Annotated in this window: 21 protein-coding genes; 13 read left to right on the top strand and 8 right to left on the bottom strand. The window is 63.6% G+C overall.

What is annotated here, in order from left to right:
- Positions 1–49 precede the first annotated feature (49 nt).
- The gene (locus tag QAZ47_RS13225; protein ID WP_278233536.1) at positions 50–988 is read right to left on the bottom strand and encodes a diacylglycerol kinase family protein; all 939 of its coding nucleotides are present in this window, start codon (positions 986–988) and stop codon (positions 50–52) included.
- 830 nt (positions 989–1,818) lie between these two features.
- On the opposite strand from QAZ47_RS13225, the gene QAZ47_RS13220 reads away from it, so the two are divergent.
- Positions 1,819–2,340: a hypothetical protein gene (locus tag QAZ47_RS13220; RefSeq protein WP_278233535.1), complete on the top strand. Its 522-nt coding sequence runs from the start codon at positions 1,819–1,821 to the stop codon at positions 2,338–2,340.
- A 55-nt stretch (positions 2,341–2,395) separates the two neighbouring features.
- Here QAZ47_RS13220 and QAZ47_RS13215 read toward each other — a convergent pair whose 3' ends face one another.
- Complete coding sequence (locus QAZ47_RS13215; RefSeq protein WP_278233534.1) at positions 2,396–3,016, bottom strand: hypothetical protein; 621 nt, start codon at positions 3,014–3,016, stop codon at positions 2,396–2,398.
- 226 nt (positions 3,017–3,242) lie between these two features.
- On the opposite strand from QAZ47_RS13215, the gene QAZ47_RS13210 reads away from it, so the two are divergent.
- Complete coding sequence (locus QAZ47_RS13210; RefSeq protein WP_278233533.1) at positions 3,243–3,737, top strand: DUF2314 domain-containing protein; 495 nt, start codon at positions 3,243–3,245, stop codon at positions 3,735–3,737.
- Positions 3,738–3,808: 71 nt separating this feature from the next.
- Here the strand turns inward: QAZ47_RS13210 and QAZ47_RS13205 are convergent, their stop codons facing one another.
- On the bottom strand, positions 3,809–4,849 hold the full coding sequence (locus QAZ47_RS13205) for a CapA family protein (protein WP_278233532.1): 1,041 nt from the start codon (positions 4,847–4,849) through the stop codon (positions 3,809–3,811).
- Between the two features lie 145 nt (positions 4,850–4,994).
- On the opposite strand from QAZ47_RS13205, the gene QAZ47_RS13200 reads away from it, so the two are divergent.
- The 6 genes from QAZ47_RS13200 to QAZ47_RS13175 all read left to right on the top strand — a co-directional run bounded on the left by QAZ47_RS13200 (position 4,995) and on the right by QAZ47_RS13175 (position 12,835).
- The gene (locus tag QAZ47_RS13200; protein WP_278233531.1) at positions 4,995–6,251 is read left to right on the top strand and encodes a hypothetical protein; all 1,257 of its coding nucleotides are present in this window, start codon (positions 4,995–4,997) and stop codon (positions 6,249–6,251) included.
- A gap of 118 nt (positions 6,252–6,369) precedes the next feature.
- Positions 6,370–9,483 (top strand): excinuclease ABC subunit UvrB, encoded by a 3,114-nt coding sequence (uvrB, locus tag QAZ47_RS13195; protein WP_278233530.1) that lies wholly within the window; start codon positions 6,370–6,372, stop codon positions 9,481–9,483.
- A 438-nt stretch (positions 9,484–9,921) separates the two neighbouring features.
- Positions 9,922–11,445 carry an ABC-F family ATP-binding cassette domain-containing protein gene (locus QAZ47_RS13190; RefSeq protein ID WP_278233529.1) on the top strand — a complete coding sequence of 508 codons (1,524 nt, stop codon included), beginning with the start codon at positions 9,922–9,924 and terminating at the stop codon, positions 11,443–11,445.
- A 177-nt stretch (positions 11,446–11,622) separates the two neighbouring features.
- The gene (locus QAZ47_RS13185; protein WP_278207190.1) at positions 11,623–11,805 is read left to right on the top strand and encodes a hypothetical protein; all 183 of its coding nucleotides are present in this window, start codon (positions 11,623–11,625) and stop codon (positions 11,803–11,805) included.
- Positions 11,806–11,963: 158 nt separating this feature from the next.
- Positions 11,964–12,380, top strand: a complete 417-nt coding sequence (locus QAZ47_RS13180; RefSeq protein WP_278233528.1) for a glyoxalase/bleomycin resistance/extradiol dioxygenase family protein — start codon at positions 11,964–11,966, stop codon at positions 12,378–12,380.
- A 101-nt stretch (positions 12,381–12,481) separates the two neighbouring features.
- The gene (locus QAZ47_RS13175; protein ID WP_278207188.1) at positions 12,482–12,835 is read left to right on the top strand and encodes a DUF1428 family protein; all 354 of its coding nucleotides are present in this window, start codon (positions 12,482–12,484) and stop codon (positions 12,833–12,835) included.
- Between the two features lie 240 nt (positions 12,836–13,075).
- Here QAZ47_RS13175 and QAZ47_RS13170 read toward each other — a convergent pair whose 3' ends face one another.
- Entirely contained in the window at positions 13,076–14,710 is a 1,635-nt protein-coding gene (locus QAZ47_RS13170) for a tetratricopeptide repeat-containing sulfotransferase family protein (protein ID WP_278233527.1), read from the bottom strand.
- Between the two features lie 188 nt (positions 14,711–14,898).
- Positions 14,899–15,300, bottom strand: coding sequence for a Kazal-type serine protease inhibitor domain-containing protein (locus tag QAZ47_RS13165; RefSeq protein WP_278233526.1), 402 nt, complete (start codon positions 15,298–15,300; stop codon positions 14,899–14,901).
- 463 nt (positions 15,301–15,763) lie between these two features.
- On the opposite strand from QAZ47_RS13165, the gene QAZ47_RS13160 reads away from it, so the two are divergent.
- The 3 genes from QAZ47_RS13160 to QAZ47_RS13150 all read left to right on the top strand — a co-directional run bounded on the left by QAZ47_RS13160 (position 15,764) and on the right by QAZ47_RS13150 (position 17,027).
- Entirely contained in the window at positions 15,764–15,976 is a 213-nt protein-coding gene (locus QAZ47_RS13160) for a cold-shock protein (protein WP_006202520.1), read from the top strand.
- 237 nt (positions 15,977–16,213) lie between these two features.
- Positions 16,214–16,426: a cold-shock protein gene (locus QAZ47_RS13155; protein ID WP_006202521.1), complete on the top strand. Its 213-nt coding sequence runs from the start codon at positions 16,214–16,216 to the stop codon at positions 16,424–16,426.
- 193 nt (positions 16,427–16,619) lie between these two features.
- Positions 16,620–17,027, top strand: a complete 408-nt coding sequence (locus QAZ47_RS13150; RefSeq protein WP_278233525.1) for a BA14K family protein — start codon at positions 16,620–16,622, stop codon at positions 17,025–17,027.
- Between the two features lie 168 nt (positions 17,028–17,195).
- Here QAZ47_RS13150 and QAZ47_RS13145 read toward each other — a convergent pair whose 3' ends face one another.
- The 3 genes from QAZ47_RS13145 to QAZ47_RS13135 all read right to left on the bottom strand — a co-directional run bounded on the left by QAZ47_RS13145 (position 17,196) and on the right by QAZ47_RS13135 (position 19,420).
- Entirely contained in the window at positions 17,196–17,837 is a 642-nt protein-coding gene (locus QAZ47_RS13145; RefSeq protein ID WP_278207184.1) for an MBL fold metallo-hydrolase, read from the bottom strand.
- Positions 17,838–18,062: 225 nt separating this feature from the next.
- Positions 18,063–18,380 (bottom strand): hypothetical protein, encoded by a 318-nt coding sequence (locus QAZ47_RS13140; RefSeq protein ID WP_126059777.1) that lies wholly within the window; start codon positions 18,378–18,380, stop codon positions 18,063–18,065.
- 146 nt (positions 18,381–18,526) lie between these two features.
- Positions 18,527–19,420: a branched-chain amino acid aminotransferase gene (locus QAZ47_RS13135; RefSeq protein WP_278233524.1), complete on the bottom strand. Its 894-nt coding sequence runs from the start codon at positions 19,418–19,420 to the stop codon at positions 18,527–18,529.
- A gap of 260 nt (positions 19,421–19,680) precedes the next feature.
- On the opposite strand from QAZ47_RS13135, the gene QAZ47_RS13130 reads away from it, so the two are divergent.
- Positions 19,681–20,214, top strand: a complete 534-nt coding sequence (locus QAZ47_RS13130) for a MarR family transcriptional regulator (RefSeq protein WP_278233523.1) — start codon at positions 19,681–19,683, stop codon at positions 20,212–20,214.
- Positions 20,201–20,920, top strand: a complete 720-nt coding sequence (locus QAZ47_RS13125; RefSeq protein WP_278074941.1) for a response regulator transcription factor — start codon at positions 20,201–20,203, stop codon at positions 20,918–20,920. The genes QAZ47_RS13130 and QAZ47_RS13125 overlap by 14 nt, the downstream gene beginning before the upstream one ends.
- The last annotated feature ends 33 nt before the right edge of the window (positions 20,921–20,953 follow it).

The raw sequence follows: 20,953 nt of genomic DNA, 5'->3' as shown, positions 1-20,953 counted from the left end.
TTTCAATCGCCTAACAGCAGTTGCGGAATCAACCACTGAGGTGATTGATTCAACATCTCAGCGTCAACGCGCCGGGCAGGATCTCGAAAGTCGCGGGGATACGGCCCGGCGACTCGCCGTCTATGTCGACCAGCGCCCCGTTCGTCTCCACATCGCCCAACGGCTCGACCAGCACCTTGCGGCCGCGCAACATGGTAATCGCGGGGTGGTTGCGGTGACGCCCGCCATAGAGCAGCCGGATGTCCCGGATCAGCCCGAGCTTGTTCGCCGACCGCACGATGACGATGTCGAACTGACCGTCGGAGAGTTCGGCGTAGGGCGCGATCATCATGCCGCCGCCGAAGAATTTCCCATTGGCGACCGCCACCAGCGCCATGCGCGCCTCGGTCGGCTCGCCGTCGTCTATGGTGATCCTGACGTCCTGGAAGCGATAGCGGAGGAATTCCAGCACCGTTCGCCAGAAGAACAGTGCCTTGACCGAAACCTGGCCCTTGCGCTTGTCGGAATTGACCGCGCGGTCCGTGGCGCCTGAAAGGCCGAGGCTGGCGATGTTGATGAAGTGGCGGCTGGCCAGCGCGCCGTGGTCGTCGATGTAGCAGATACGCCCGGCATCGACCCTGCGCGGACTTGCACCGGCCAATCGCGCCAGCGCCGGCTCGATTTCATCCGACAGTCCCAATCCGCGTGCGAAATCGATACCCGTGCCGCAAGGCAGGAGCCCGAGCTCGCTCGCCCGGCCGGTCTCACGCTCCGCCTGCAGCAGCCCGTCAGCCACCTCGCTCGCCGTGCCGTCACCGCCGGCGGCAATCACCAGCTCGCAGCCGTCGACCGCCAGGTCGATCGCCAGCCGCTCGGCATCGCCGCTGGTCTGCGTCTCGCGCAGATCGAAATCACCGAAATGCTTCTTGAGCGATGCGGCAACCTCGGGCCAATGACGCTTGAGCCTGCCGCCTCCAGCGATTGGATTGAGAACCACCCCGACCTTCAACCTGACCTCCCCCAAGGCTATGACCTGAGAGCGCAAGGCGGCTTCTGGCCGCCGCAGCCGCCCGTAGTCCTTTGCCGGCATTGAAACTCGGGGCGGTGGGCAGGGCAAGGCTCATCGTCCAAAAGGCCCCAGAAATACCGGGGGGGGCAGGCTGTCTAAGGAGTTTGGGCCGTGAATTCCGAGACTTGTTGCGTCGGTCCCCGATAATCCCGCTATCCACAGGTCCGAGGGCATTCCGCGAACCCCTTACCCGGCGTACATTGAACCCATCTCAGGCGGCTACCGAACGCCCCAGCCGAAAGGCAAAAGCGCAAGGCGGATTTCCTGAGGCCCGTACGGCCCGGAACGAGAGCAGGTTTCGCCTGCTGGAGGGATGGATGTCGGCGGGGCCGCGGAAAGCGTGCGAACGCCGACGGCGGACCGATGCTGCCATGAAGGCGGGTGAAACCTTCGATGGCGCGCTGGGTGAAGCCCGCAAGGGTGGAGATCGGCGTGGTCTGGAACGGGCGCTGCCCCTCGGGTGGCGACTGGCAGGACCGTCAAAATCAAGGCCGGCCTGGCGCGACGACCTTACGGAAGTTGCTGCCGCGACTGGTTCCTGATCTGACAGGGAGGCGCTGGGAGAAATCCCAGCGCCGACTGTCTTTTGGGGCTGCCTTTTCGCCGCGGCTTGCATTCCGCTGGCGCCCACGACTGATGCTCTCGCGCCACAGTCGAAGGCCAAGCAATCTTCCGCAACGCGCCGACACGCACAATTCACAATCGCGGCCAAATCCCGCCTTGTTCCCCGGCGATTGATCGGCCAGGGAACGAATTCAAGGGACAAGACCGTGATCAAGACCGCCCTTATCGCCATGACCATCGTCGGCTGCGACTGCGACGCCAAGCTCTGCGAATATATCGGCGAGACGCCCGCCAAATGGGCGACGATCGCCGAATGCGAGGCGGCGATGAAGAGCCAGATGCTGCATCAGCGCAACTTCAACTATCCGCTGGTGTCAGGTATCTGCCGCGTCAAGGTTTCGGCATCGACCGCGGAGCTCGCGGCGAAGGCATCGGGGCCCGAACTGAAGCCGACGAACCGCGTCGTGGGAACTGTCGCCCCCTTGCCGCCCGAGCTCAGCCATCGCCCGAGCGTTCCGGTCGGCGCGACGGTGACGGCCAGCGAGACGGAAGCCGCGCGGCCGGTCGCCTTCGAAACCGCGGTCGACGGCGGCAGCGCCGTGCTCTACCGCACCAAGGCCGGTTATGCCGTGGTCAAGACCGATCTCAGCCGCGCGGCGACCGCGACCGTCGACATGGCGAAGCGGTCGGCGAACTGGCTGACGGGATTGGTGCCGAGCGGGCTGTAATATTTGCTTCGGCAACCCAGGACGGAAAACCGCTGGAGCCTTTCCTGGAATTGCTCTAAAATTTCACCTTCAGGGTCTGCCAGAACTTGTCGATCATCGGCTGCTCGGTTGCCGCATCCTGATCGCCGATACGCGTGATGAACAGCAACCCCTGATCGGCGAGGCCGAGGCCGACGATCTCGAAATCCGCCTTGTCGGTTCGTGTCTTCACGGTAGCCTTGATGCCGGTCAGTTGCTTGCCGTCGGCGAGCTTGCGGGTCGTCGGCTGCTGCGTCAGCGTTCCGCCCGCCTGCACCGATTCCTTCGTCATCTCCTGCAGCATCAGCTGATTGAGCGGCACCGGGTTGATCTTGCCGTATTCCTGCACGACGACGATGGTGCCGAGGGCCGAAGCGGCCAGGTACTGGGTGATGCTGTCGCCGAGATCTGTCTTGGTGACGGAGATGTTGCTCGGATGAACGAAGGAAAAAGTGCCGCCGGAAAAGGTGGCGAAGTCGTTGCGGTCGAGCCTGACCTTGGCCGTCTTGCCGCCCGGCAGGCTCACATTCGCGTCCTCGCCCGGATCGATGTCGACCGTCACGCCGTCGATCGTCAGCTTGAAGGCTTTCAGGTCTTTCGCGTCGGCCACGCCAACGCAAAGCAAGATCATGGCGAACGCCGCAGCGGCAGATCTCATTCGCATATCCTGTCCTCTCCGGCGTTCGACGCTTTCGACGCTATGACGACGGAGAGCTCCCTTACCATCCGCTCGTGACGGATAGACCGACCATTCCGCAAAAACCATAGGGATCGTCGCAATGCTGCCGATGAGGTCCGCCGCTTGGCGCGTCGCAACGGCGCCTGATTGATAATGTCGACGCGATGCGGGAAGATGATTTCCTATCTGGAGTTGGGGGACTTCAATGACCGTTGCCGTTCGCGCCGCGCTTTGCCTGCTGCTAATGCTCATCCCTTTGCAGGTTCGAGCGCAAGACGCCAATCAGGGTGACGACAAGACGGTGATGGTCGCCCCGGACGATGCCGAAATGGCGGCGGCGATTGCCAAGGCGCGATCCAGCCTGGATGACTTCCTGGCTTTGTCGGACGCGCCGCCGCCGGGAACCGACAAGTTCAAGCTGAAGGTCATGGTCGTGGACGGAAATGTGACGGAGCATTTCTGGGTCATCCCCTTCAAGCGGACCGCCACCGGCTTTGTCGGCATATTGGCGAACGAGCCGGAGCTTGTTCACAATGTCGTCTTCGGCCAGAACATCGAATTCAGCAGGGACGATATTTCCGACTGGGGATACACCAGGGACGGCCATCAGGTCGGCAGCTTCACCGTCTGCGTGATGTTCAAGAAAATGTCGAAGGAAGAAGCGGACTACATGCGCACCCAATACGGCTTCGATTGCTGAGCGGTATGTATCGCACGACGGTCGCCTTTACGGCGGGTTCCCCGCAAGCGGATCGGTCAACAGTCGGTTGGTCAGCCGGAAAAGATCGCGCTCAGGCGTTCCGCAACCCGCCGCTTCAATGATCCCTCCAGCGCCTCCACCGGCACCAGCCGCTCGTGGCGCCCCCTGCGCAGCCGCATGAAGGGGCGCAGTTCATAGGCGGCAATCGCGCCGCGTGTGGCGGCTTCAGTGCTTACATCGACGACGAGGATCGAGCCGATGCGCCCGGGCCACGGCTGCCTGACAAAGGCCGTGCCGAGGAAATCGCCGAGGCCGTAGGCAACGACGCTGTCGCCGATGCGCTCGACCGGCTGCACGACATGGGCGTGGTGGCCGGCGATCAGCCGCACGCCATGGCCCGCCAGTCGCCGCGCCAGCGCCCGCGTCGCCGGTCTCGGAAAGTGCCGGAATTCCCAATCCCAATGCGGCACGGCGCATAAGAGATCGATGCCTGCGCCCGTCTCGCGCGGCCATTCGACCGGATCGCTCGCCATCGAAACCCGCGTCCGGAATTGGGCCTCGTCGGCATTGCGCCAAAGCGTGAAAGCGGCGAAGCCGATCGTCAGCGGTCCGGCGGCATGGCGCTGGACCGATCCGCCGACAGTGGTGCCGATGGTGCGAATGCCGAGCCGCCCAAGCGCCGCGACCGTCGCCTCGAAGCCGGGAACACCCTGGTCGAGCATATGATTGTTGGCGAGCGACAGCACGAGCTTTTCGCGGGCAATCCCGGTTGCCGCCAGCGCTTCGGCCAGGAAGCGCTCGGTCATCGCATGATGCGTGCCGAGCCGCGTGCCCACCACCGCGGTCGGCCGCTCGACGATCGGACTTTCGCAATTGCCGACCACGAGATCGGCGGAAGCGAGCAGCGCCACAACCGCGGGATCGCATTCGGGCACCGCGCGATTGGCGACCGCCGAAATGTCGCCGATGAAGGCAAGCCGCACCGTCTGCGCCGGGGGCGGATCGATCAGCGTCGCAGCCGTCGACGCGAAACCGTTCCTGTCACCGCCGAGCGACGGTTTCAGGAAACGCGGCAGCCAAGACAGTTTGTAGGAGAGCGGATAGTTTGACACGCGATGCCCCTTTGTCAGCCCTGTGTAGACTGTCGCGCGAGCCGGTTGAAGCCGTCCACGAAGCCGCAGCATGCCGACCGGTGCGGGCTGGAGGACGCCTTGGGCTAAATGCGTGTATGCTCGCGAACTGACGCAATGGAGGGCAATGACGATGCGTTCAGCGATCTTTGCAGCCGCCTTGTTTGCATGCCTGCCGGTGTCGTCCGCCTGGGCGGAGCTGCCCGAGGCGGCAAAGGTCATGTTCGAGGCGAAGAGCGTGGCTGACCGGAACACGGCACTGTCGACCTTGGAAGAAGCGGCGGCCAAGGATCCGGCATCGGCCTATGCCGCCGGCGCCGGCGAGTTCTTCACCGCCCTGGAGATCCTCGCCAGCGGGCTGCATCGCCACGGTTTCGAGAGCCCGCAGTCCTTCATGCTGCCGCTGATGCGACTGCCCGTGCCGGACAATCCCAATCCCGAGCCGCTGACCTACGAAGAATTCCGCGCCATCCTGGTCGCCTTTCGCGACCGGCTGGAGAAATCCGCCGCCATGCTCGGCTCCGTGCCGGCCAGCGCTGACATCGGCATGGTGGTCGACCTCACCCATGCTGGCATCGACCTTAACGAAGACGGCAACATAGCGCCCGACGAAAGCATCGCCGCGATCATGGCCTCGCTCTCACGCGGCAGTGTAGACCCGAACGATACCGCTCCTTCGCTCGCCTTCCGCTTCGATCGCGCCGACGGCTATTGGCTGCAGGGCTACGCCGAATTCCTGATGGCCCAGGCCGATTTCTGGCTGGCGCATGATTTCAGGACCATGTTCGGTGGTTCCTTCCACATGCTGTTCCCGCGCGCAAAATTGCCGTTGCAGGATGCGCTGGTGCCGCCGGACGGCGGCATGAGCGGCAACATCTTCGCCTCGGAATGGCGCTTCGCCGACTTCATCTCGCTGGTGCATCTCGTCAACTGGCCGGTGATCGAGCCGGAGCGTCGGCAAGCGGCGCGCCGACACCTGCTGGAAATGATCCGGCTGTCGCGCGAAGATTGGAAAGCGATCCTCGCCGAAAGCGACAACGACCGCGAATGGCTGCCAGGGCCGCAGCAGAAGGGTGTCAATCCGCTCACCGGCCTCGAGGTTGGCGAGCAGCAGGTAACGGCCTGGCTCGCCACTTTGACCATGGCCGAGGACCTTCTCGAGGGCCGCGTGCTGCTGCCGCATTTCCGCATCACCGGCAAGGGCATCAACATGAAGCGCTTCTTCGACGAGCCGAAACCCTTCGACCTCGTGCTGTCGATCACCGGCCCGGCGATCGCGCCTTATCTCGAAAGCGGAAAGATCCTCGCCAGCGACGATTTCGACCAGATCCAGCGCGAGTTCGGCGGCGCCGGCTTCCTGACTTTCGCGCTGTGGTTCAACTGAGGCGAAACGGCGCGTGCGACATACCTCCTGACAGCCTTCTGTCAGCAGCCACGGCAGGGCGCGCGCGCCGGTTCACTCGGCTCTTTCCATTTCGGCCGAGTCCTCCCATATTCGGCTCATGGCCAAACGCACCGACAAGAAAACGCCCTCGCCGGCGCAAGATGGCGCGCCGAAACGGCGCAGCCCGCTGACCGAATTCCTCGACGCTGCCGAGCCGTTGAAGCCCGGCGGCTTTTCCGAAGCGCCGCAGAGCGAGTTCTCCGGCGTGCCGCTGACCGGCTCGATCTCCGATTGGGCCGGGCAAATCGAGCGCGAGGCGCAAAAGCAGCCGAAGGCAAAAGCCCCGAAGAAGATCCCCGAGCGCTCCTCGGCGCCCGGTCGCACGGCGCGCGGCACCTCGATGGGCGGCGCGGCCTCGGCGAAGGAGCGCGCGGCCGCCGGCCTCAACCCGGTCGCTGGCCTCGACATCAGCCTGGAGGACGCCGAGACGGTTTCCTCGAGCGGCGTGACCGCTACGGTCGCGGCACTGTCGAAGCTGATCGAATCCGGCAATCCGCTGCACAAGGATGGACAGCTCTGGACGCCTCACCGTCCTGCGCGACCGGAGAAGTCGGAAGGCGGCATCGCCATCAAGATGGTTTCGGATTTCGAGCCGGCCGGCGACCAGCCGACCGCGATCAAGGACCTTGTCGAGGGCGTCGACCAGAACGACCGCACCCAGGTGCTGCTCGGCGTCACCGGCTCCGGCAAGACCTTCACCATGGCCAAGGTTATCGAGGAGACGCAGCGCCCTGCCCTGATCCTGGCGCCCAACAAGACGCTGGCCGCGCAGCTCTATGCCGAGTTCAAGAAGTTCTTCCCGGAGAACGCGGTCGAGTATTTCGTCTCCTACTACGACTATTACCAGCCCGAAGCCTACGTCCCGCGCACCGACACCTATATCGAGAAGGAATCCTCGATCAACGAGCAGATCGACCGCATGCGCCACTCGGCGACGCGCTCGCTGCTGGAGCGCGACGACGTCATCATCGTCGCTTCGGTTTCCTGTATCTACGGTATCGGCTCGGTCGAGACCTATACGGCGATGACCTTCCAGATGCAGGTCGGCGACCGGCTCGACCAGCGCGCCCTGCTCGCCGACCTCGTCGCCCAGCAGTACAAGCGCCAGGACGTCAACTTCGTGCGCGGCTCGTTCCGCGTGCGCGGCGACACGATCGAGATCTTCCCCGCCCACTTGGAGGATCGCGCCTGGCGCATCTCGATGTTCGGCGACGAGATCGAGGCGATCACCGAGTTCGATCCGCTGACCGGCCAGAAGACCGGCGAGCTGAAGAGCGTCAAGATCTACGCCAATTCGCACTATGTGACGCCGCGCCCGACGTTGAATCAGGCCATCAAGTCGATCAAGGAAGAACTGCAATACCGCCTGCAGGAGCTTGAAAAGGCTGGCCGTTTGCTGGAAGCACAGCGACTCGAGCAGCGCACCCGCTTCGATCTGGAGATGTTGGAAGCGACCGGCTCCTGCGCCGGCATCGAGAACTATTCGCGCTATCTCACTGGACGTCAGCCGGGCGAGCCGCCGCCCACCTTGTTCGAATATGTGCCGGACAATGCCCTGATCTTCATCGACGAGAGCCACGTCACCGTGCCGCAGATCGGCGGCATGTATCGCGGCGACTTCCGCCGCAAGGCGACGCTGGCCGAGTATGGCTTCCGCCTGCCCTCCTGCATGGACAACCGGCCGCTGCGCTTCGAGGAGTGGGACGCGATGCGCCCGCTGTCGATCGCCGTTTCGGCGACGCCGGGCGGCTGGGAGCTCGACCAGTCCGGCGGTGTCTTCGCGGAGCAGGTCATCCGCCCGACCGGCCTGATCGACCCGCCGGTCGAGGTGCGCCCGGCCAAGAGCCAGGTCGACGATGTCGTCGGCGAGATCCGCGAAACCACGAAGCTCGGCTACCGCACGCTGGTCACGGTTCTGACCAAACGCATGGCCGAGGATCTGACTGAATACCTGCACGAGAACGGCATTCGCGTCCGCTATATGCACTCCGATATCGACACACTGGAGCGCATCGAGATCCTGCGCGACCTGCGCCTCGGCGCCTTCGACGTGCTGGTCGGCATCAACCTTTTGCGCGAGGGCCTCGACATTCCCGAATGCGGCTTCGTCGCCATTCTCGACGCCGACAAGGAAGGGTTCCTGCGCTCGGAAACCTCGCTGATCCAGACCATCGGCCGCGCCGCGCGCAACGTCGACGGCAAGGTCATCCTCTACGCAGACCAGATCACCGGCTCGATGGAGCGGGCGATGGCCGAGACCAACCGCCGCCGCGAGAAGCAGATGGAGTGGAACGCCGCCAACGGCATCACGCCGGAATCGGTCAAGTCGCGCATCGCCGACATCCTCGACTCGGTCTACGAGAAGGACCACGTGCGCGCCGACATCTCGCAGTTCACCGACGATGCCGGCGCCATGATCGGCAACAATTTGAAAACCCATCTCGAGGCGCTCGACAAGCAGATGCGCGATGCCGCCGCCAATCTCGACTTCGAGAAGGCGGCCCGCATCCGCGACGAAATCAAGCGGCTGCGCGATATGGAGCTTGCCATCTCCGACGATCCGCTGGCGCGTGAGGTGGAAAGCCAAAGCCCCGCATCAGGCCGCGAAAAGGGCAGGCACAACAAGGGCGTGGCCAGACATCGTACAGCCGAGGAACAGGAGCGTTTCCGCAGGCTCGACGAAGCACGCGCCGCCGAAGAGGCGGCCAGGGCTGCCCGGCCCAACATGTTCCGCAAACCGCATCTCGACGAGATGGGCGCCGATGGCGCCGTGCCGGTGAAGAAGCCGCTGTTCGCCAAGCCGTCGATCGACGACATGGGACCCGGCACCGACATGCCGACGCCGGCCGGCGCCGTCTCGCGCTCGCTGTTCAAGAAGCAGTCGGCGCAGGAAGCGCACGGCTCGGATTTCGGCATTCCCGGCGACCGCACCAAGCCTCTGTTCCGAAAGAACTCGCTCGACGAGATGACGGTGCGCCGCACCGAAAAACCTGTCGAGGGAAAGAAGCCGGCCAAGCCGCAGCCAATCTCGGGAACTGGCGAGACCGAACGGGGCGCGAAGGACGACAAGCCAATTGTTCGTCAACGCGCCGGAATCGGCTCCTACGAAGACCCGGCCGACGAGCGCCGCCAAAAGCGGCGTCCGAGCAAGACGGGGCGGCCGGGAAGGTAGCACCTTCTTCCTTCTCCCCTTGTGGGAGAAGGTGGATCGGCGCGCAGCGCCGAGACGGATGAGGGGTATTCCAGCGGAGTGAGACGTTGGTGCCATCTGGAGCACCCCTCATCCGACCTCGCTTCGCGAGGCCACCTTCTCCCACAAGGGGAGAAGGGAACTCCTCCACCGCCCCTTGCCACCGGCCCCTCCCCTGTTGTAGCCATTCCCCAACTCGAAGTCTGGAAAGGAGGGCTGCGTGTCTATCGATCACCATCGTCAGCGCGGCCCGATTTGTGCCCTGCGAGCTTGCTTGCAGGGCTGACCGGACGGTCCGGGAATTTCCCCGCTCGATTTTTTGGTCTGCCCTTCGTGGTGCCGCTGAGCTTGGCCTGATGGCCTGCCGGCGCACCGTCAAAGTGCATTGAGCCGGACTCCGGCAAGACCAGAGAAATCGACATGGCCCTGATCAGCCTCAAATCCCTCGGCGTTACCATGAGTGCGCCGCTCTTCTCCAACCTCGATCTCACCATCGGCGCCGGCGACCGTGTGGGCATCGTCGCGGCCAACGGTCGTGGCAAATCCACTTTGCTCAGATGCCTGGCCGGTGAGCTCGAACCCACCGCCGGGGATATCACCCGGTCGCGCGGGCTGCGCGTCGGCCATGTCGAGCAATCCGCCCCCGACGCGCTGCTCGACCGCAGCTTCCATCAGTTGGTTGCGGATGCCTTGCCGCCCGAGCGGGCCGACAGCGAGCGCTGGCGCGTCGACGTGGTGCTGGATTCGCTCGACGTGCCCGAGGATATGCGCGACAGGCCGATGCGGGCCTTGAGCGGCGGCTGGCAGCGGCTGGCGCTGATCGCCCGCGTCTGGGTGACCGACCCGGACGTGCTTCTGCTTGACGAGCCGACCAACCATCTCGACCTCGCCAAGATCGGCCAGTTGGAAACCTGGCTCAACACGCTGTCGCGTGAAGTGCCGGTGATTATCGCCAGCCATGACCGCGCTTTCCTTGACGCCACCACCAACCGCACGCTGTTCCTGCGCCCGGAAGAATCGCCGGTGTTTTCGCTGCCCTATTCGCGCGCCAGGCGGGCGCTCGACGAGGTCGATGCCTCGACGGCGCGCAAGTTCGAGCGCGACATGAAGGTGGCTCAGCAGCTGCGCCGGCAGGCCGCCAAACTCAACAACATCGGCATCAATTCCGGCAGCGATCTGCTGACTGTGAAAACCAAACAGCTCAAGGAACGGGCCGAGCGATTGGAAGATGCGGCGGTGCAGGCGCATCGCGAGCGCTCGGCCGGCGCGATCCGATTGGCGAACCGCGGCACCCACGCCAAGGTGCTGATCACGCTTGACGACGCGGCGGTCGAAACGCCCGACGGCACGCTGCTCTTCACGACCGGCAAGCGCCATATCTGCCAGGGCGATCGTATTGTGCTGCTTGGTCGCAATGGTGTCGGCAAGTCGCGCTTCATCGATATGGTCCGCAACGCCATCGCCGACCCCGGAACGGCCCGGAACGTCAAGGTGACGCCCTCGACCGTTCTCGGCTACAGCGACCAGGCGCTGTCAGGCATAAGCGGCGACGACACACCACTGGCGGTGGTCTCGCGCCGCTTCGAGGTCGGCGAGCCGCGGGCGCGTTCGCTGCTCGCCGGCGCTGGCGTCGCCATCGAGATGCAGGAGAGAAAGATCGGCGCCCTGTCGGGCGGGCAGCGATCGAGGCTGATGATGCTGGTGCTGCGGCTGATCAACCCCAATTTCTATCTGCTCGACGAGCCGACCAACCACCTCGACATCGACGGCCAGGAGGCGCTGGAAGAGGAACTCCTGAGGCATCAGGCGAGCTGCCTGCTCGCCTCGCACGACCGCTCCTTCATCCGCGCGATCGGCAACCGGTTCTGGTTGATCGAGAAGCGGCGGCTGGTCGAAGTCGACAGCCCGGAGGCGTTCTTCGGCTCGGTGGCCGAACCCGGCTGAGACCGTGTTAGAGCAGTTCAGCGTTTCCGTGACACGCTGGACTGCTCGTTACGGGCCGGCCTTCTGGCCGCAGGAAACGCGCATGAAAAAAAATCCAGGCGGTCTGTCGGATCGCCGCGGTACCCCTCGTCCTAGGAGTGCCGACACGATGTCGGGACCAACCAGGGAGAGTTCATCATGTCGATACTGTCATCCATCGGCCGCATCGCCAATCGGTATGCGACGGCGCGCGCCCGCTACCGCAGCGAACGCATCCTGCTTTCGCTGCCGGACGAATTGCGCAAGGACATCGGCTTTCCGGAAATTCTCGACACGCGCAACAGCCGCTACACCGCCACTTTCTCGAGCAAGGTCATCTGAAAGTGCGCCATCATCCGAGCGACCATCACCCGGCTTCGTCGGTCGCCTGGCCTGCCCAGGCCCGGCCCACCAAAAAATTCTGCGACCCGTGTAGGATTGCGGCCGCCTCGTCCGTCTTTTGACGCAAGGCCAAATCAACCCGCGAAGAGGAAACGCAAATGACCGACCAGACCCCACCCCGCGCCAAAGTGCTTGGCGGGCTGACCCCTTATCTGCAGGTCGACGGCGCCATCAAGGCGGCCGAGTTCTACAAGAAGGCTTTCGGGGCCGAGGAGGTTTTTGCCTATCCGCCGGACGAAAAAGGCCGGACCATGCATATCCATCTCTACGTCAACGGCTCGACGCTGATGCTGGGCGACGCCTATCCCGAGCACGGCCATCCGCATCAGGCGGCGCAGGGGTACGTGCTGCAGCTCCATCTGGGCAGCGACGACATCGACGCCTGGTGGCAGCGCGCGGTGGATGCCGGCTGCGAAATCGTCACGCCGCTGCAGGTGATGTTCTGGGGCGACCGCTGGGGCCAGGTGAAGGATCCCTTCGGCGTCGCCTGGGCGATGAACGCGCCGGTGCAGTGAATTTCCTAGCGAGCAGCGTCGCCTGCAGGGATGACGCGCTCACCCGCGCCGGGTCGTATCCCCGCCGACCCGGCGCTCGTTATTCAGCAAAGGAGCTCACCATGTCCTATGTCGATGGCTTCGTGCTTGCCGTGCCGAGGGCAAATCTCGATGCGTACAAGAAGATGGCTGAGAATGGCGGCGCCGTCTGGATGGAGCATGGTGCGCTTGCCTATGTCGAATGCGTCGGCGACGACGTGCCGTTCGGCGAACTGACCTCGTTCCCGCGCGCCGTGCAGGCCAAGGAGGACGAGATCGTCGTCTTCGCCTGGATCGTCTACGAATCCAGGCAGAGCCGCGACGCCGTCATGGCCAAGGTGATGGCCGACGAACGTCTCAAGATGGACTGGTCTGCCATGCCGTTCGACGGCAAGCGCATGATCTTCGGCGGCTTCCAGCCGTTCATCGAATTGTAGGGCACGGTCCCTCGCTTCGTCATCCTATGGCGAAGCAAGGAGCGAAGCGACGCGGCGGAGACCATAGGATCCATTCCGTTACCTATGAGCGTCACCGCAGTGCAGAACGATCTCTGCTCTGCGACGCCTTACCCCTTGCGTGAGGCCACGGAATGGATCCTCGGGTCTCCGCGACGCCGCTTCGCGGCTGCTCCGCCCGTGGATGACGACGTTCGGGCGCTTCGGCCAGCGACCGGAGCGCTAGTTCAGCTTGTCGAGCAGCGGCTTCAGCCTGTCGCCATAGCGCTTCCAAAGATCGATCGAGCCCTGATACATCGGCTGGCGCACCTGCGCGGCGGACGCCGTGCGCACCGGACGGTCGGTCTCGTGGAACGACAGCACCTTGTCGTCCCATGGCAGGCCGAGATGCGCCATCAGCGCCCGCGTCTGCCCTTCCTGGTCGGCGACGAAATCCTCGTAGCGCACATCGTGCACGACGCCGGGCAGCACCTTGTGCCAGTGCGCCATGATGTCGACATAGAGGTTATGGAAGTCGGCGAGCTCGCCGAGATCGTAGCCGTAGCGGTGGCTGTCGCCGCGGAAATGCACCTTGAAGATCGACAGGCACGTGGCCGCCGCGTCGCGCGCGCAATGCACGATCTTGGCCTTCGGCAGCATCATGTGCAGGAAGCCGACCAGCAGGAAGTTGCCCGGCATCTTGTCGGTGACATGGCGGAAGCCCGGATAGCGGGTGTGCAGCATGTCGAGATAGGCTTGGCCTGCCTCGGCGAAGGCCTTGTCCGGCATGTCGGCGATCCCCCAGGGAAAGCCGCCCGGCATGCTCATCGGAAACTGCTTGCCGACCGCCGTCTTCAGGATGCTGAGCTCGCCGGCGCCATAGACTTGAGGATGGCTGGCGATGATCTGCTCGACCAGCGTCGTGCCGGAACGCGGCATGCCGACGACGAAGATCGGCGTATCGTCGGAAATGTCGCTCGGCCGGTGTTTCTCGAAGAAGGCCTTGTCGAAGACTGCCTTCATTGCCTCGAACTCGTCGCGCGTCCGCACCGGATCATAGTCGATGCCCTTGCGGCGGATGGCGTTGCCCTCGGCGAAATAGTCGAAGGCGCGGCCATAGTCTTTCAGATCGTCGTTGGCCTTGCCGAGGCCGAAGGAAAGCTGCATGCGCGCAAGGCTGTCTTGCGGCGCCTTGGCGTGCTCGGCTTCCATGCCGGCAAGTTCGGCATCGCGCTCGGACTGGCGCTTGACCTGGGTCAGCAAAAGCCAGGCTTTCGCCATCGCCGGAGCGATCGCCACCGCCTGGCGCGCAAGATCGGCGGCCTCGGCGAGCTTGCCCTTCTCCATCATGGCGACGCCCAGCCCATAGAGCAGCTCCGCATCCTTCGGCCGGATCGACAGCGACTCGCGGAAGAGCGCGATCGCCTCGTCCAGCCGCCCGGCTTCCTGCAGCGTTTCGGCAAGGCCGATGCGGGCGCGGACATGGAACGGGTTGCGGCCGATCGTACCGCGAAAAATCTCCTCGGCGCCCTCGAACTGGCCGAGCTGCTTCAGCGACGAGCCGAGATTGTCGCGCGCTGCCAATTGGTCCGGGCGGATGTCCACCGCGCCGCGGAAGAAATCGACGGCTGCGGCGACGCGACCGAGGTCGCGCATGACCGTGCCCATATTGTTGAGGAAATCGGCATTCCTGGGTTGCAATGTCACCGATTGCTCGATGAGGTCGAGCCCTTCCTCGCTGCGGCCGGTCTGATGCAGGAGAAGCCCGAGGAAATGCAGCGCCGCGGCATGGTTCGGCTGCTGCCCCAGCACCTGCCGATAAAGCGACTCCGCTTCCTGGCGGCGACCCGCCTGGTGCAGTTGCAGTGCCCGCTGCACATAGGGATCGAGCGGGCTCGCCGAACCGGCTTTGCCACTCGCGCCCGCCGCTCTTCTCTGATCTCTGTTAATGGGAAACCTGCCGTGTTTATCCTCCCGCCGGACCTAAGCCAAGCGGGCGGGAGATGCAAGTGTATGGCTAGCGCTCCGGCGGAACTCCCGCAACGCGGGGCGCGAACCCGATCTCGCTAGCAAGGCCCGTTGCCGATGATGCGGTAGTCCGCCGCGCGGGCCTCGCATGCATTCGGGAAGGTGCGAACCTCGCCATGACGCCTGGCGCAAACCGGCGCATATTCGCGGGTGCAGAAGGTTTGCTCGCCGCCTCCACCGCCACCGCCGTCGCGGCAAGGGCCGTCGCGCACGATGCGATACCCTGCCCTCTCGGCCTGGCAGGCATTGGCGAAGGTCTGGCGGTCGCCGCCGCGCCGTGCGCAGACCGGTGCATATTGCATGGTGCAGAGTTGCGGATGCGGCCTCGGCGGGCGTGGACGCGGACCTTCATCGACCACCACGGTGCAGGCCGCCAGCAATACCGACAGAAGCAGGGCGACAGAGCCCCGCCGCGAAACGATTGCCGCAAGAAATCGCATGGGTCCCTCTCCGATCCTCGCTCAGGCGCGACCGCGTCAACTCGCGCAATCCTCGCTATTTTGGGCTCGAACGCAACCCCGGCTTGTGGATTTTCCGAGCCGAAGATCCATTGCGGACCGGCTCCCGCGCTGGCCCATGCCTGGCTCTTCTCTGGCCGATGACCGGTCATGGCGCCGGGTCTATCGATGCCCCTGCGTCGGGTGCGCCGAGGGCCGCCCGCGGCGCTGTCTTGCAACCATCACGTTTCCGTGTAATAAATTTTGTGTTCGGGCATTTACGACCCGGAGAGCGGCACGTTTTGGACGACCTTTCCCCGATAAGTGTGAATCTCTGACGGCCCCGTTTTTCGGCGGGGGTTTTAACTATGCGCGAATGCATGACGCCGAAGCAACCACCGGGACTTGCCCAAGGCGCGAGACAAAGGCGAGCCCACGAGACTGATACGGGTGAAGGAGTTTCCCCATGGCCCAGACCGGCACCGTAAAGTTCTTCAACGCTACCAAAGGCTTCGGCTTCATTACGCCTGACGGCGGCGCCAAGGACGTGTTCGTCCACATCTCCGCGATCGAGGCTTCGGGCCTGCGCACGCTCGTCGACGGCCAGAAGGTCACCTTCGACGTCGAGCCGGACCGCATGGGCAAAGGCCCGAAGGCGGTCAACCTGCGCGCGGCCTGAGCAGGCAAAGCTGCCTGTTCTCAGCTGATGAATGGCGTGGCAGGATCATGAATGGGCTTCGCAAGAAGCTTGAGTTTCGAGGGCGCGACGGTTCCGTCGCGCCCTTTTTTGTCCGGCAAAAAGCGGGATTGGCAGGCAAAAACTTTCTCTTGCCGATAGCGCTAAAATAAAGGACAAATTTCCTCTCGGGCAGTTTGCCGGCCCGAGACTGACTTGATGGGATCAAAGGAGCTTCCCATGCCGCAGACCGGCACCGTCAAATTCTTCAACCATGCCAAGGGCTTCGGCTTCATCACGCCCGACGATGGCGCGAAGGATGTCTTCGTCCATATTTCGGCCGTGCAGGCGTCGGGCCTTCCCGGTCTTGAGGATGGGCAGAAAGTGACATTCGACACCGAGCCGGACAAGCGCGGCAAGGGTCCGAAGGCCGTCAATCTGTCTATCGGCTAAGCCGGCTCAAGACAGATCCGACGGAGACTGAGCAGGCGGGACGCTCCCGCAGAGCTCGCAATTGTGTTCGAGCCGCGAAATCGTTTGCCCAATTCCGTTCAGCCTCCGTTCAGCCACGGTCTTCTATTAACCTTTGCTAAAGCCGATCCGCATCCCCTGAAAAATGCGCGGACCGGCGCGAAGGAGACCGAAGATGAACCGAATTCTCAAGACCGCCATTCTGACCGCGGGCATCGCCGCGACCACTTTGGCCACCTTCTCGGCGGCCAATGCTGACGACTGGCGCTGGCGCCATCATCACCATGGCGGCGACGCCCTCGCCGCCGGCGTTGTCGGCCTCGCGGCGGGCGCCCTGATCGGTAGCGCGCTCAGCAACCCCGGGCCGAGATATTACGATCCGGCCTATGATGACGGCTACTATGTCGATCGGCCCGTTCGCCGGTATTACGTCCAGCCGCGCGTCGTCTATGCCGACCGCTATGCCGAGCCATGGACCCGTGACTGGTACGAGTACTGCTCGGATCGCTACCACACCTTCAACTCGCGCACCGGCACCTTCACCGGCAATGACGGCGAGCAGCATTTCTGCGTCGCCAACTAGCAAAGTTAATGCATGTCGCCCAAAAGTGCGCAGCGGTTTTGGGAAAACGACATGCATCGAAACAAAGGCTTAAAGCGCGTTGCTTGAATCCCGTCGGCTCGACGCGCTTTAGGGTTCCCTGCCCAAACAAAAGCGCCCATCAGTGGCGCTTTTGTTTTGCGGAGAAAGTCAGGCTAGGAAGGGATTGGTCCGGCGCTCCTCGCCGAAGCGGCCGCCCGGACCGTGGCCGCAAATGAAGCCGATATCGTCGCCGAGCGGCAGCAGCTTGTCTTTTATCGATGCGATCAGCGCTGCGTGATCGCCGCCGGGCAGATCGGTGCGGCCGATCGAGCCGCGAAACAGCACATCGCCGACATGGGCGAACTTGGCCGCGCGGTTGTAATAGACGACATGACCCGGCGCATGCCCCGGGCAATGCAGCACCTCGAATACATGTTCGCCGAACGAAACCGTCTCGCCTTCGATGAGAAACCGGTCCGGCACGCAATTGCGCACGGGATCCGTCAGCCCGAAACGCCTGGCCTGGTTCTCGAGATTGGCAAGCAGCGGCCGATCGGCCTCATGCGGGCCGATGATGTCGATGCCGAGCGCGTCCTTCAGTTCCATCGCGCCGCCGGCATGGTCGATATGGCCGTGGGTGATCCAGATCGCCTCCGCGGTGATCGCATTGTCCTTGAGCACCGCCAGTATCTTGTCGATGTCGCCGCCTGGATCGACGACGACGCCGTTCCTGTCGTCCATGTCGAACAGGATGGTGCAGTTCTGCTGGAAGGGCGTGACCGGCACGATGCCGGCGTTGAGCTGACCCATGGCTTTCCTTTCCCATGGCTTTCCTATCGAAGTGTCGCCCTGATGTAGACGGCGCATCGGGCGGCGTCCACCATCCCGCCGGAGCGACGATCCTCCAAAAAGAAATGGGCGGCCGTAGCCGCCAGAAATGATTGAAAAAGAATGGGCGGCCGTGGCCGCCAGAAATGATTGAAAAAGAATGGGCGGCCGTAGCCGCCCATGGCGCAGGCCCGAAGGGTGCCTGACCTATTTCTTCATCGCGCCCATGACCGCACCGATGATGGCGGTCAGGATGGCGCCGCCGCCGGCGCCGCCGACGATGTTCTGTACGTTCAGCGCGCTGCCCAGTCCGCCCGCTGCCGCTGCGGCCGCCGCCGGATCGACCGTGCCGCCGCCGAGCAGGCTGCCGAGAATGGCCGCACCGCCGACGCCGCCGATGGCGCCACCGAGGATTTTGGGAAGCTGACCCAGTGCCGCCTGTTTCAACGCCGCACCGACGGCCTGGCCGCCGATAACACCCGTAATCACCTGAATAACGATCGCAACGAGCGTGTTCGTATCCATGTACCTAATCCCTCCATAGCCGCCAGCCTCCTCGGGCCGACGCCATCATGAGACGCCGAATTGTTCGAAAGTCAAATGCGCGTGCGCTTAAATAAAAGAGGCGGCTCGAAAACCGCCCCTATTGCACAAAAAAGCTGTGACTATCGCTATTCTGCGGCGATGGCGTGCTCTGGCTGCACGGCGGCAGAATAGTCGTTCATCAACATCTTGGCGATCTCGCCGACCTCGAATCGGTACGGACCGATTTCCGAAACCGGAGTGACCTCCGCGGCCGTACCGGTGAGGAAGCACTGCTCGAAGCCTTCGAGTTCCTCCGGCATGATGACGCGCTCGATCACCTCGAGGCCGCGGTCCTTGGCCAGACCGATCACGGTGCGGCGGGTGATGCCGTCGAGGAAGCAGTCGGGCGTCGGCGTATGGAGCTTGCCGTCCTTGACGAAGAAGATGTTGGCGCCGGTGGCCTCCGCCACCTGGCCGCGCCAGTCCAGCATCATGGCGTCGGCATAGCCCTTGGCCTCGGCGGCGTGCTTGGAGAGCGTGCAGATCATGTAGAGGCCAGCGGCTTTGGATTTGGACGGCGCGGTGCGCGGATCGGGCCGGCGCCATTCGGCGATATTGAGACGAATGCCCTTCAGCTTCTGCGCCGGGTCGAAATAACTCGGCCATTGCCAGATGGCGATGGCGCAATTGATACGGTTGTTCTGCGCCGAAACGCCCATCTGCTCGCTGCCGCGCCAGGCGATCGGGCGCACATAGGCGTCCTGGAAACCCTGTTTCTTCAGAAGCGTGCGGCAGGCCTCGTCGATCTCTGCGACCGAATAGGGAATCTTGAAGCCGAGCAAGCGCGCCGATTCATGCAGGCGCTCATTGTGCTCGGTCAGCTTGAAGATCTGGCCGCCATAGGCGCGCTCACCCTCGAAGACGGCACTGGCATAGTGCAGGCCGTGGGTCAGCACATGGATCTTGGCGTCGGCCCATTTGACGAACTCGCCGTTCATCCAGATGAAGCCGTCCAGTTGATCGAAGGGAACGGATGCCATGGAAACCTCCCGCGGGCGGGCGCCCGCAAATCGTTGTGTCATATGGCCATTCGCGTCGGCCCCGCCACTGGGTCCGAGACGCCGGCCGGTGCCTGGAAACGTAGGCGGATATTCAATCCATGGCAAACTCAGGAAGTTCCGGAAAAACGGCTTCCGCTTGCCTTTTCGTTCGCAATCCGCCGAAAAGCTTGTCAAAAATTATCATTGGCGGGAAATTACGTCAACAGTACTGACATAATCCCGCTTGGCATGGAGACATGATGACGGATCGAAGCCCCGCAGCCGGAAAACCGATCAGGACGGCGATCACCGATGACGACGGCATCGACTTTGCCATCATCGAGTTGTTTTTCTTCGCTTATCGCGACTTCACCTCCGATCCCGACCAGATCCTTGCCGATTACGGCTTCGGCCGCGCCCATCACCGCGTGCTGCATTTCGTCAACCGCAGGCCCGGACTGACGGTTGCCGAGCTGCTCGATGTGCTGAAGATCACCAAGCAGAGCCTGGCGCGGGTATTGAAGCAGCTGATCGACACGGACCATATTGTCCAGGTGCAAGGCCCGCGCGACCGCCGGCAGCGCGAGCTCTACCCAACCGCCAAGGGCCGTGCGCTGGCACTGGCGCTGGCACGGCCACAGTCGCGCCGCATCCGTGCTGCATTGGAAGATTCTGGCACCACCGAACGCGCCTCGATCGAAAGATTCCTCGAGGCGATGGTCAATCCGGAACTAAGGGCGCAGATCAACATTGTGCCTGCGCAAACATCGGGGAAGAAAAATGGAGACCACTGAGAAGGTTGATCATCCGGCGGCGCCCGGCGATGATGCGCCGCATCTGCTGGTGGTCGATGACGACACCCGCATCCGCAATCTGCTCAAGCAATACCTGTCCGAGAACGGCTTTCGCGTCACCGTCGCCGGCAATTCCAGCGAAGCCCGGCGCAAGCTCGCGGGGCTCGACTTCGATCTACTTGTGCTCGACGTCATGATGCCTGGTGAAACGGGCGTCGACCTCACCAAGGCACTGCGGGCCGAGAAGAACGTGCCGATCCTGATGCTGACGGCGCTGTCGGAAACCGACAGCCGCATCACCGGGCTGGAGGCCGGCGCCGACGACTATCTGCCGAAGCCCTTCGACCCGCGCGAGCTGATCCTGCGCATCAACAACATCCTACGCCGCGGCGGCCCGGCGGCAACGCCGAAGGTCGAGCAGCTCGTGTTCGGCCCCTACACGTTCCAGATCGCCAAGCGCGAACTGAAGCGTGGCGGCGAAGCGCTGAAGCTGACTGACCGTGAGCAGGAAATCCTGGCGATCTTCGCCGCGCGGGCGGGCGAGACGATCCCCCGCCACGAACTCGTCGGCGACGAATCGGATGTCGGCGAACGCACCATCGACGTCCAGATCAACCGTCTGCGCCGCAAGATCGAGCGCGATCCGTCCAATCCCGTCTGGCTTCAGACGGTGCGCGGTATTGGGTATCGGCTCAGCGTCGAATAGACTACTCTCGACGGCCTTTTGCTACGGCCATCG

It is taken from the genome of Mesorhizobium sp. WSM4904, from assembly GCF_029674545.1.
In the GTDB taxonomy this organism is placed as follows: Bacteria; Pseudomonadota; Alphaproteobacteria; order Rhizobiales; family Rhizobiaceae; genus Mesorhizobium.
This window is presented reverse-complemented; position numbering and strand designations above follow the sequence as displayed.

Bases quoted from the DNA above. Each gene is read 5' to 3' on its own strand.
- QAZ47_RS13215 (WP_278233534.1), bottom strand. From the start codon at position 3,016: ATGAGATCTGCCGCTGCGGCGTTCGCCATGATCTTGCTTTGCGTTGGC.
- QAZ47_RS13210 (WP_278233533.1), top strand. From the start codon at position 3,243: ATGACCGTTGCCGTTCGCGCCGCGCTTTGCCTGCTGCTAATGCTCATC.
- QAZ47_RS13200 (WP_278233531.1), top strand. From the start codon at position 4,995: ATGACGATGCGTTCAGCGATCTTTGCAGCCGCCTTGTTTGCATGCCTG.
- uvrB (WP_278233530.1), top strand. From the start codon at position 6,370: ATGGCCAAACGCACCGACAAGAAAACGCCCTCGCCGGCGCAAGATGGC.
- QAZ47_RS13190 (WP_278233529.1), top strand. From the start codon at position 9,922: ATGGCCCTGATCAGCCTCAAATCCCTCGGCGTTACCATGAGTGCGCCG.
- QAZ47_RS13185 (WP_278207190.1), top strand. From the start codon at position 11,623: ATGTCGATACTGTCATCCATCGGCCGCATCGCCAATCGGTATGCGACG.
- QAZ47_RS13180 (WP_278233528.1), top strand. From the start codon at position 11,964: ATGACCGACCAGACCCCACCCCGCGCCAAAGTGCTTGGCGGGCTGACC.
- QAZ47_RS13175 (WP_278207188.1), top strand. From the start codon at position 12,482: ATGTCCTATGTCGATGGCTTCGTGCTTGCCGTGCCGAGGGCAAATCTC.
- QAZ47_RS13165 (WP_278233526.1), bottom strand. From the start codon at position 15,300: ATGCGATTTCTTGCGGCAATCGTTTCGCGGCGGGGCTCTGTCGCCCTG.
- QAZ47_RS13160 (WP_006202520.1), top strand. From the start codon at position 15,764: ATGGCCCAGACCGGCACCGTAAAGTTCTTCAACGCTACCAAAGGCTTC.
- QAZ47_RS13155 (WP_006202521.1), top strand. From the start codon at position 16,214: ATGCCGCAGACCGGCACCGTCAAATTCTTCAACCATGCCAAGGGCTTC.
- QAZ47_RS13150 (WP_278233525.1), top strand. From the start codon at position 16,620: ATGAACCGAATTCTCAAGACCGCCATTCTGACCGCGGGCATCGCCGCG.
- QAZ47_RS13145 (WP_278207184.1), bottom strand. From the start codon at position 17,837: ATGGGTCAGCTCAACGCCGGCATCGTGCCGGTCACGCCCTTCCAGCAG.
- QAZ47_RS13140 (WP_126059777.1), bottom strand. From the start codon at position 18,380: ATGGATACGAACACGCTCGTTGCGATCGTTATTCAGGTGATTACGGGT.
- QAZ47_RS13135 (WP_278233524.1), bottom strand. From the start codon at position 19,420: ATGGCATCCGTTCCCTTCGATCAACTGGACGGCTTCATCTGGATGAAC.
- QAZ47_RS13130 (WP_278233523.1), top strand. From the start codon at position 19,681: ATGACGGATCGAAGCCCCGCAGCCGGAAAACCGATCAGGACGGCGATC.
- QAZ47_RS13125 (WP_278074941.1), top strand. From the start codon at position 20,201: ATGGAGACCACTGAGAAGGTTGATCATCCGGCGGCGCCCGGCGATGAT.